The organism is Nonomuraea sp. CA-141351, from assembly GCF_050944675.1.
Taxonomy (GTDB): domain Bacteria; phylum Actinomycetota; class Actinomycetes; order Streptosporangiales; family Streptosporangiaceae; genus Nonomuraea.
On the sequence record NZ_CP191982.1, the window covers coordinates 249,961 to 258,922 of the forward strand.

Below are 8,962 nucleotides of genomic sequence, written 5' to 3' on the forward strand. Positions count from 1 at the left end.
CTTCTGGCGGCCCCGCCTTGGTGTGTCAGGCCGCCGGGTTGTGGGCGTCCTTGGGGGTGGCCGACTGTTCGGCGTGGAGACGCTCGCACTCGGCCAGGTAGCGAGCGGCAGCGTTGAAGATGTCGCGAGCGGTGTCCAGGTCGGCGTCGGTGACTGGTCCGGCCGCGGTGGTGGAGACGTGCACGTCTGCCTCGCTGGAGCTGAGCGACAGGTACGGTCGGACGTCACTGCGCAGTAGGCCGGACCTGACCCGCAGCTCGGGCGTGTGGAACGAGATGCCCAGGTGCGGGGTGGAGTCCCGACTCATTGACAACGTGACGTAGGTGTACGGCTCGGAGCTCATGCCGCCGTCTCCCTGCTGCTAGGCGCCGCCTGCTGCTTAGGACGGGCCGGGCGCATGCCGGTGGCCCGGTAGGAGTAGGCGAGCCGTCCGGCCGGGTTGACGTACGGGGTTACGGTCATGCCGGTGAACTCGACCGGCGCGATCGGCAGACCGGACACCGGGGGCGGCGCGACGGGCGGGGTCTGGGAAAGGATCTTGACTGCGACCGTCTTCTGGCCGGCCTTGAGGGTGGTGTCGCCGTCCATGACCGGGACCTGCCAGATCGGCTCGCCAGTGGCCTTGTCCTTGGCATAGACGGTCTTGCCGTTGGTGGATGCCTCGAAGTTCTTGACCTGTTCCACCTGTCCGACCAGGAAGCAGCCGTGCGGGAACGCCTGCTCGAACGTGATCGAAATGGGGCCTTGAAGTGCCATGGTGTTCCTCTCACTCAGGACGCGCTCCTCGTTCGCTCGTCCACTTGTCCGCATGAGTTGAGAGTAAGCGAGCACACTCGTCCGCACAAGTGGTTAAGACGGACGCGGCGGGTAAGAGTTAGCTCACCTTGAAGACATCCTCAAGCTCGTGCAGGCTCCCCGGAAGCGCCACGCTAACCACCATCAACACCACGCCGGCCGGATCGTGCACCGTAGCCAGGACACCGAGCACCGGGTTGGAGGAGCCGAGCAACTCGGCCTCCTCCTTGGTCGGCTTGCGCGCGGTCACCCGCTCGGTGATGTGATCGAAGCGCAGGTGCTTGACCGCCTGGAGATGCTGGCGAATCCCGCGTCGCAGCGGCTCGGGCTTGTCCAGGTCGGTGCCCAGCGCGTGCTCCAAGGGCACCCAGAACGCCTCCACAGCCGAGACCACGTCACCCTGGCGGGCAAGACGCTTCCGCATGATCACTGGGGTGTGCTCAGCGACACCAAGCAGACGCGCCACATGCCGAGGAGCCGGAACACGCCCCGCTTCCACCACGGCATCAGAACTCTCGCCCTGCTCGGTCGTCGACTGGCTGGGCCGAACCCGATCAGCGGCACTCTCTGGACGCCCCTTCACGAAGGAGCCGCGCCCGTGCTCGCGCTCGATCCACCCCTGCATGGCCAACGTCTGAAGCGCCCGCACCACGGTGGTACGGCCAACGCCGAGCTCCCGCACCAACTGCGTCTCGGACGGCAGCATGTCGCCCGGGGCATACTCGCCCGACTCGATCCGCTCTTGAATGGCCCGCATCACCTGGGCGTATTTAGGTGGGGCGAAGTCCATACTCATCTCAACCGCCCGTTCACTCTTGCACTCGTGCGCATAAGTACAGTACCGGTTGAGAACGCATCTGTCAGGACCCGCCAAGTGCAGGCATAGCTGACCCTTCACGCCCTTCCAATCGGGAGCCGTCAACCAGCATGACGCACTTCGGGCACGCCTGAGGAACGGTAGGGGAGAAGGACAGAGACCACCCGCAGAACGGCAATGGGTTGACCGGCGCCGAGCACACAGCTACATCCGTCCCAGGCAGCACCGCGTGCTGCTCCAAGGTGCGGCCAGCTTTCGAGAACCCCGCCACGTACGTCTGGGCAGAAACATCTGGCATGCTCGCCCGCTCCCCCAAAACCAGATCATCCCAGGCCACAGGCCAGCGACGCGCTCCCTGCGGCAACTCATAGGACTCGTCGTCGAGTTTGACGAGAGCGACCTTGGTGTTGCGCAGCAAAGCCACTACGACACCTTCACGAAGGAGCAGCATGGAACCATAGGTGCGCGTGGACCTGGGGCTATGTTCCATGGTCACGATCGTCACGCGATATCCGACTCGCGCCCACACCCCGCTCACTGCGGATCTCCCGGGAACGCCTCGTGTCGACCCGCCGCACGCAAGTCGTCGACCCCTTGCTGAGTACGCAATTCGGCGTACCGCATGGCGATACGGCGAGCCGCCCGAAATGGATCAGTCGCCGGATGCCACGCATAAATGACACGCCGACGACCGGCATTCCACCCAGTACGCCACCAAAAGCGCCCGCCATCGCACCAGACGACCAGGCCCACCCAGACCGAAACCAGCGCCAGGCCATAACCGTCATGAACATCGGCGTTGATTCCGTCGCGCCGCAAAGCCTCCCGGAGAAGGCTGGCCGACCAGCACGGATCGACCGTCATCGTAACCGGGTAGATCACTTGACTACCCGCTCGAATCGCACAGATCCCGCCGGATCGACGAACGCACGGAAAATCTCGCGCTTGGACCAGCCGTCATCGCCCGCGCCGAAGTCGAAGACCATGTGCGCGATGCCGCCCCGGATCGAGACGTCTCGCGACATGCCTCGCATCGCCTTGCGCAGCTCGTCCATGGCCGTGGCCTGGAAAGCACTGGAACCACACGGCCCCAGCGCCTCACCCTGCGCCGATGCGATACGAACTTCCCACTCGAACCGCTCGTGCGGCGTCTCGGCCGGAGTGGGGCAGTACAGGCATTCCTCGCGGGCGGATACCGCCAGGCCAACCCCGGAGGCAGTCACATGGCCGCGCCGGGTAATGATCTTCCAGCCGCGTCCTTCGCATTCTGTGCATCTGACTGGCGTTGTCATGCCGGACAGCATGGGAGCCATACCGTTTGAGACCTATCCCACGCTGGTATCCCAACATGAGATGTAGGCTCGCCAATACCTCAATGCATGATTCCCGGGTCCCACAAGTTGGAGGTCCAGAATGCAAAAGGGCGTGGCCAGCCGGATCGATATACCCGCATCCGTCTGGGACTCCGACGACACCCGGGAATACTCAGAAGACGCGATTTCGCCGGACTTTTCGCCATAGCCGTCAAATATGGCGCCAGTCAGGTACGCATCGGAGCAGTCGCCGAACTCGGACAACCCGCCGTAAACGCGATCCTGCACGGCAAACGATCAATCGCCGAACTCCACGTCATCGAACGCGTAGCCACCGGCTTCAACCTCCCCGACCACGCCCGCATGCTGCTCGGTCTGGCCCCACAAGACATCGCCTCACCCACTGGCGACCACAACGACGAACACGAGGAACAAACCACCGAACTGATCGGCCGCCTCGATTTCGCCGCCACCATCGACCCGACCACGGTCATGATCCTGCGCACCGACACCAACAACTTGCGCTACCTGGACCGCAAGCTCGGAGGCCCCGCCATCGCTGACAAGATGCGAGCCCAGATAGCCCAGATCGAACGCGCCCACAGTCACGCCGTACGTCCTGGCATCCGCGCCCAACTCGCCCACCTGCTGGCGGAGACCGCCTCACTGGCCGGATGGCAGGCGATCAACACTCTCGCGCTCAACGACGCCTGGACCCACTACGAACACGCCAAGGCCGCCGCCTACGAAGCCGAAGACCCCGCCGTACTCGCCTACGTCTCCGGCGAACAGGCATACGTCCTGATGGACTCGGCCGACCCGCCGAAGCTACCGAACTCCTCCAACACGTCCACGCCCAACACCGCCATCACGTACCGGCCCGCCTGCGCACCTGGCTCTCAGCCGCCGAGGCAGAAGCCGCCGCCATCCTCGGCGACGAAACCACCTGCCGCGCAGCCCTCGACCAAGCCACCGCCCTCCTCCCCGAAGGCGACAGCGACCCGGACATGCCCTACCTGTTCATCAACGCCCACCACGTAGCCCGCTGGCGCGGCAACTGCCTCGTACGCTTCGGAGACCCAGACACCGCCGACGACCTCCGCTCAGCTCTTGCGGGCATGGACGGCACCTACAACAGAGCCGAATCCGGCGTCCGCTGCGACCTCGGCCACGCCCTCCTGGCCGCCGGCGACCCCGAAGCCGCCCAACCCCACATCCACCGCGCCCAGCAACTCGCCACCATGACCGGCAGTCGCCGACAGCGCCGCCGCATCGACGAACTGTCGAAAGCCGTCAACCGCGCCCTCGGCCGTTGAGCCACACCTGAGCCTGAAGCAGCCCGATCAAGGTCCCTGATGTCCAGATGTCTCCGCGGGCAATCATCGAGGGAATCTCCGCCATCGGAACCCACTCAATCCGATCGGCCTCCACCTCACCCATGGGTTTGCCGATCAACTCTGCCCCGCGTGCCACGAATAGGAGATGCTCGGAGTCCACCATGCCGGCCATCGGCTGATAGCTCACCAGTTGCTCAACGTTCTTGGGCCGATACCCGGTCTCCTCCTCAACTTCCCGGATAGCGGTCGCCATCGGGCCCTCGCCAGCATCGACAAGGCCCCCGGGAAGCTCCCACCCCCAGCGATCGAACACGAACCGATGCCGCCACATCAGCAAGACGCGATCCTGCTCGTCCAGCACAACCGCGATCGCCGCCCGATCCAGGTGAACTACGTGATGCTCGAAGCGCTCTCCGCCAGGGATTTCCACATCGGCCAGCCCGAGCCGAATCCACCGGTTGTCGTAGATCAGTCGTTCGCCGTGCACAACCCAGCGCGTAAGCTCAGCGTCATCAGCCACACCGTGAAGTTACCGTCTCCCACATCGTGTGGTACATGCCTTCCAACGAAGAACCACCAGCGAAGGGCTGACCGTGCCTCGGGCCGCTGGTGGTTAGCGTCCACGGGAGTGGTGTACGGGTTTGAACCTACTCGTCACCTTGATGCCCGTGAGGGAAGATCGATGTGACATGGGGGCGGCCACTCCGCGATCCTTCACAGCTGTCGAAGGCATAAGAAGGAGAACGAGAAGTGGCCGCTATGGACATTCTGCCTGCTGAGGGTGAGTGGTTCGACGAGACCCTGGCGCAGGCATCGCCCGATGTGCTGCGCGAGATGGTCGTGCGGATGGCGCAGATGATGATGGACGCCGAGGTCGAGCAGCGCTGCGGCGCCGGCTACGGCGAGGTATCGGACCAGCGCGTCAACTCGCGTAACGGCTACCGGCGGCGCGAGTGGGACACCCGCGCGGGCACGGTCGAACTTGCCATCCCCAAGCTGCGGCAGGGGTCGTACTACCCGGACTGGCTGCTGGAGCGGCAGCGGCGGGCCGAACGGGCGCTGGCCTCGGTGGTGGCGACCTCGTACCTGCTGGGCGTCTCGACCCGGCGGGTGGAGAGGCTGGCCGAGCAGCTCGGGGTGACCAAGCTGTCCAAGTCGCAGGTCAGCGTGATGTCCCGGGAGCTGGATCAGATGGTGAGTGAGTTCCGTAACCGGCCGTTGGATGCCGGGCCGTACACGTTCGTGTGGATCGACGCGTTGACGCAGAAGGTGCGTGAGGGCGGACGGACGGTCAACGTGCACGCCCTGGTCGCGACCGGCGTCAACGCCGACGGCCACCGCGAGATCCTCGGCATCGACGTCGTCTCCAGCGAGGATGGCGCGGGCTGGCTGGCGTTCCTGCGCGGCCTGGTCGCCCGCGGCTTGTCGGGGGTCAGTCTGGTCATCTCCGATTGCCATGCCGGGCTGCGCGACGCGATCGGCTCCACGCTGCCTGGCGCCTCTTGGCAGAGGTGTCGCGCCCACTACGCGCGTAATCTTTCGACGACTGTTCCGAAGGTGGCCCAGCCGTGGGTGGCCACCATGCTGCGCACCATCTTCGAGCAGCCCGACACGGCCTCGGTGCGAGCGCAGCACCGCCAGGTCGTCCAAGCGCTGGAGGACAAGTATCCCAAGGCCGCCGAGCACCTGGATGACGCACGCGAGGACATCTTGGCCTTCGCTGTCTATCCCAAGGCCGTGTGGCGGCAGATCTGGTCCAACAACCCCCAGGAGCGGCTGAACAAGGAGATCCGCCGCCGCACCGACGTGGTCGGCATCTTCCCCAACCGTGATGCCATCATCCGGCTGGTGGGCGCGGTGCTGGCCGAGCAGCACGATGAGTGGACCGAAGGCCGGCGCTACCTCGGCCTGGAAATCCTCGCCGACTGCCGCAAGGCCGCGGAGAGAAAGGAAAGAGAAGACGCTAGTGACACTAATGTGACTATCGATGCGATTGCTGCTTAAATAGGAATTAGATCGCAGAGTGGTCGAATCTCATACACCACGATCTTGGACGCGGCCCCGCTGGTGTGGTGGCCAGTCATGATTTGACAGTCATATCATTTCGATGCGTCCAACATGTTCTCCAATCTCGGCAAGCCGGTGCTGGAGGTTTGCCTCTTCCAGGATTCGATTTATGTGCCAGCGGTACAGTCTTCTTCCGGACTCTGTTGCAAAGCAAGAATAGTGCGTCCCACAGTTTGCAAAGCTGTGATACCAAGACTCGCGCGGCCTAGACACCAAGTCATGAAAGACTTCGACAAGTCCGAAGAAGGTGTCATCGTCCCATGAGTCTGGCTCCAGAGGCCAACTGATCGGAGCTCCTAGCCTTTCTTCTATCTCCAGCGCGGGATTAGAGGGAACGCGGTCGTAATCGTCCACGCAATCCTTAGGGAACTTCTGTGCCAGATAGCCGTTCTCTTCGAAGTCGCTAATGAGTGAAGCAAACGCTGCGCGAGCCTTGGCCATGTCGGGATGGGACGGTGTTGAGACTTCACCTCGCTTGCGGTTCCAGTACTGTCGCGGGACGCTATGCACCGGAATCTCGTATGCTCGTGCCACGAGCTCCCGAATAAAATCTTCTGGAGTCAGTCCCGATGAGTTTTCAAGTCCAAATACCAATCCGTTAGTGAGTGCATTGAAATCATCTGCGACGTTTGAGTCTCTAAATGCTTCTCTGAGGAGAAGATCGATTGCCCTCTGGTTGTCGCGCATGCGTTGGCTGCCACGTATTATCTTCGTGGCCTCCTCTACGAAAAGATGGGGAGGCCACATAAGTTCATAGTCGCCAAGATCTATGTCGCCCTGAGAATGGGCGCTCTCCTCTGGAGGTGAAAATACTGGAGTCCGAGGAGGTGGTGGAATGGAGTGCGTGGAAACCGCCTGAGGTGCCGATCTTTGCTCGTCCGATCGCGCTTGAAGTCGTTGGAGTTGCCGTTTGTATAGCAGCATGGCCTGCCTGTCGATCTCGCCCCGATCATATCTAGCGTGACAGGTGGGGCAGAGAGCGATGAGGTTCTCGGGCTTATGCTCCCGAACCTTGGCCCATGGATCGATGTGAGCGATTTCTAGCTGGGTTGCTCGGCAAGTAGGGATGGCGCATCGGTGCCCAGCTTCAACGAGGATCATGCGCTCCATCGGCCGAGGGATGGCAGGCCGCGAATCAGACACGACAGCAGGGTATAGGAGAGCTCCGACAACATCGGGTCTCCTGGCCAAACGATCATGTGTCCAGCTCGGACACGGCTCCCCGCTCATACAATCGACCTCGCACTCCATAGCGCTTGATGTGCCTCTGCACCAAGTGCTATGGACACTTCTTGCAGGATTGTTCTTGTGAAGATCAAGGCGGCGCTGTGCGCCGCCGACGCGGCCCGCGCACGCCCGCACGCTGCGCGTGCGGCCTGGGGGCCGTTCTCGCGCGCGACGCGCGCGGCCCGCGTCACTGAAGCACCGATGGAGCCCACATGAACGAGCCGGAAGCCCTCCAAGAGCGAGCTGAGTCTGTACGGCGCATGATTCGAAGCTGCCACAAGAAGCACATCATGCTGGCCGAATCGCGATGCCCGCGGGACGGCCGACTGCTGGCAGCAGCCTTGGAACTTCCAGACGGATATTGGATCTGGCAGGCCGGGAACCGCCTCACGAAGCGGCAGAGTCGGCAAGAGATTGAGGCGCCGTATCTCACCGCCTACGACGAACCCGATTGGGATGAAGAGTTCCTGAATGCTGTGCGGCAAGCCGGTCTTGAAGACCTTCCTGAGAACGTCCGACTTGAGACTGAGGATAGGGCCGCGAAGTTGGTCGTCACCGGGCTTGACGACCCCATACAGATCTTCCAGCCACCAGACTGGCGGCCAACTAGCCTTCTCGATCGCAGTTGGGTGACCTGTGGCTGTCATCGGAACTTCCGCCTCAACATCCTCGGCTTGCAAGTCGTGGCGGTGAGGCGTGCGCTCGGTGTCGGCCGGCGTTCGCTCGAACGCATCCCCGTCACACCGCTGGGACGCTTCCCCTTCACCCGCCCGAAAGACCCGGAGTCACGTTAGACTCGTGTCACAAGTTGAGAGCCCGTGCGTGCAACGCCGCCCCCGTGAATTGGGCATCACGGACTGGAGCCCAGGAGGGCTATTCAGTCATGGGCGCTTTGTCGTGGACCACCGCGCTGATCGTGGGCCTTCACATCGTTTCACGTCTGATCGTGGTGCTCGTCGCCCTGAGAGGGACGAATCCGAGGCAACGTGTCGAGATCCTTAAGGTCCTGATGCCTCCGGCGGGGGCACTCCAACTCCGGGATGATCGCCGTCGCAGGACCAAGTCCGTAGGTAGCTGAGGTGAGACCTGATCATCCCGTCCGCCATCGACCCGGGACAAGCCGAGCGTGTCAGAGCCACGGACACAAGGTCGTTCCTCCAGTAGGGGGCTCCACCTTGTCCCCGTGGCCCTGACACGCTTCCCCTTTGGGCGGGTCGACGGCTGACGGCAGACGGGATGATCAGGCGGTCATGGCGCTCGCCGTGACCACCACCTCTCTCGCCGCGTCCGACGAACGCATCGCGCCTGCGCCTGGTTATGACGGACCAAATTTGGTGATCAGCCCGTGTGCCAGGGGACTCTCTTACAGGACGCGACGACGAGGATACGACAACAAGATCCACCGC

At 63.2% G+C, this 8,962-nt stretch carries 12 protein-coding genes and 1 pseudogene; 4 read left to right on the top strand and 9 right to left on the bottom strand.

Annotation, left to right across the window (positions count from 1 at the left end; all coding sequences use genetic code 11):
* Positions 1–25: 25 nt before the first annotated feature.
* The 6 genes from ACQPWU_RS01295 to ACQPWU_RS01320 all read right to left on the bottom strand — a co-directional run bounded on the left by ACQPWU_RS01295 (position 26) and on the right by ACQPWU_RS01320 (position 2,904).
* Positions 26–343 (bottom strand): hypothetical protein, encoded by a 318-nt coding sequence (locus ACQPWU_RS01295; protein WP_433436283.1) that lies wholly within the window; start codon positions 341–343, stop codon positions 26–28.
* The gene (locus ACQPWU_RS01300) at positions 340–756 is read right to left on the bottom strand and encodes a plasmid replication, integration and excision activator (protein WP_433436285.1); all 417 of its coding nucleotides are present in this window, start codon (positions 754–756) and stop codon (positions 340–342) included. Before ACQPWU_RS01300 ends, ACQPWU_RS01295 begins: the two co-directional genes overlap by 4 nt.
* Positions 757–874: 118 nt before the next feature.
* Entirely contained in the window at positions 875–1,591 is a 717-nt protein-coding gene (locus tag ACQPWU_RS01305) for a GntR family transcriptional regulator (protein ID WP_433436287.1), read from the bottom strand.
* 64 nt (positions 1,592–1,655) lie between these two features.
* Positions 1,656–2,117, bottom strand: coding sequence for a hypothetical protein (locus ACQPWU_RS01310; RefSeq protein WP_433436289.1), 462 nt, complete (start codon positions 2,115–2,117; stop codon positions 1,656–1,658).
* A gap of 29 nt (positions 2,118–2,146) precedes the next feature.
* On the bottom strand, positions 2,147–2,476 hold the full coding sequence (locus tag ACQPWU_RS01315; protein ID WP_433436291.1) for a hypothetical protein: 330 nt from the start codon (positions 2,474–2,476) through the stop codon (positions 2,147–2,149).
* A gap of 14 nt (positions 2,477–2,490) precedes the next feature.
* Positions 2,491–2,904 (bottom strand): hypothetical protein, encoded by a 414-nt coding sequence (locus ACQPWU_RS01320; protein WP_433436293.1) that lies wholly within the window; start codon positions 2,902–2,904, stop codon positions 2,491–2,493.
* Between the two features lie 384 nt (positions 2,905–3,288).
* On the opposite strand from ACQPWU_RS01320, the gene ACQPWU_RS01325 reads away from it, so the two are divergent.
* Together ACQPWU_RS01325 and ACQPWU_RS01330 are read left to right on the top strand one after the other, a co-directional pair.
* Positions 3,289–3,966, top strand: a complete 678-nt coding sequence (locus ACQPWU_RS01325) for a hypothetical protein (protein WP_433436295.1) — start codon at positions 3,289–3,291, stop codon at positions 3,964–3,966.
* Entirely contained in the window at positions 3,933–4,241 is a 309-nt protein-coding gene (locus tag ACQPWU_RS01330) for a hypothetical protein (RefSeq protein WP_433436297.1), read from the top strand. Before ACQPWU_RS01325 ends, ACQPWU_RS01330 begins: the two co-directional genes overlap by 34 nt.
* Here the strand turns inward: ACQPWU_RS01330 and ACQPWU_RS01335 are convergent.
* The gene (locus ACQPWU_RS01335) at positions 4,219–4,782 is read right to left on the bottom strand and encodes an NUDIX hydrolase (protein ID WP_433436299.1); all 564 of its coding nucleotides are present in this window, start codon (positions 4,780–4,782) and stop codon (positions 4,219–4,221) included. The two genes, ACQPWU_RS01330 and ACQPWU_RS01335, sit on opposite strands and share 23 nt — an antisense overlap.
* Positions 4,783–5,021: 239 nt before the next feature.
* On the opposite strand from ACQPWU_RS01335, the gene ACQPWU_RS01340 reads away from it, so the two are divergent.
* Positions 5,022–6,266 carry an IS256 family transposase gene (locus ACQPWU_RS01340; protein ID WP_433436301.1) on the top strand — a complete coding sequence of 415 codons (1,245 nt, stop codon included), beginning with the start codon at positions 5,022–5,024 and terminating at the stop codon, positions 6,264–6,266.
* Between the two features lie 90 nt (positions 6,267–6,356).
* Here the strand turns inward: ACQPWU_RS01340 and ACQPWU_RS01345 are convergent, their stop codons facing one another.
* Both ACQPWU_RS01345 and ACQPWU_RS01350 read right to left on the bottom strand, forming a co-directional pair.
* Entirely contained in the window at positions 6,357–7,016 is a 660-nt protein-coding gene (locus tag ACQPWU_RS01345; protein ID WP_433445603.1) for a hypothetical protein, read from the bottom strand.
* Positions 7,017–7,277: 261 nt separating this feature from the next.
* Positions 7,278–7,580, bottom strand: a pseudogene (locus tag ACQPWU_RS01350) (HNH endonuclease); the annotation flags it as partial.
* Between the two features lie 188 nt (positions 7,581–7,768).
* Here ACQPWU_RS01350 and ACQPWU_RS01355 point away from each other — a divergent pair.
* Positions 7,769–8,350: a hypothetical protein gene (locus tag ACQPWU_RS01355; RefSeq protein ID WP_433436303.1), complete on the top strand. Its 582-nt coding sequence runs from the start codon at positions 7,769–7,771 to the stop codon at positions 8,348–8,350.
* Positions 8,351–8,962 lie beyond the last annotated feature (612 nt).

Coding starts and splice junctions, on each gene's coding strand:
- ACQPWU_RS01345 (WP_433445603.1), bottom strand. CDS start 7,016: ATGCGCGACAACCAGAGGGCAATCGATCTTCTCCTCAGAGAAGCATTT.
- ACQPWU_RS01305 (WP_433436287.1), bottom strand. CDS start 1,591: ATGAGTATGGACTTCGCCCCACCTAAATACGCCCAGGTGATGCGGGCC.
- ACQPWU_RS01325 (WP_433436295.1), top strand. CDS start 3,289: ATGCTGCTCGGTCTGGCCCCACAAGACATCGCCTCACCCACTGGCGAC.
- ACQPWU_RS01300 (WP_433436285.1), bottom strand. CDS start 756: ATGGCACTTCAAGGCCCCATTTCGATCACGTTCGAGCAGGCGTTCCCG.
- ACQPWU_RS01295 (WP_433436283.1), bottom strand. CDS start 343: ATGAGCTCCGAGCCGTACACCTACGTCACGTTGTCAATGAGTCGGGAC.
- ACQPWU_RS01330 (WP_433436297.1), top strand. CDS start 3,933: ATGCCCTACCTGTTCATCAACGCCCACCACGTAGCCCGCTGGCGCGGC.
- ACQPWU_RS01320 (WP_433436293.1), bottom strand. CDS start 2,904: ATGACAACGCCAGTCAGATGCACAGAATGCGAAGGACGCGGCTGGAAG.
- ACQPWU_RS01340 (WP_433436301.1), top strand. CDS start 5,022: ATGGACATTCTGCCTGCTGAGGGTGAGTGGTTCGACGAGACCCTGGCG.
- ACQPWU_RS01315 (WP_433436291.1), bottom strand. CDS start 2,476: ATGACGGTCGATCCGTGCTGGTCGGCCAGCCTTCTCCGGGAGGCTTTG.
- ACQPWU_RS01355 (WP_433436303.1), top strand. CDS start 7,769: ATGAACGAGCCGGAAGCCCTCCAAGAGCGAGCTGAGTCTGTACGGCGC.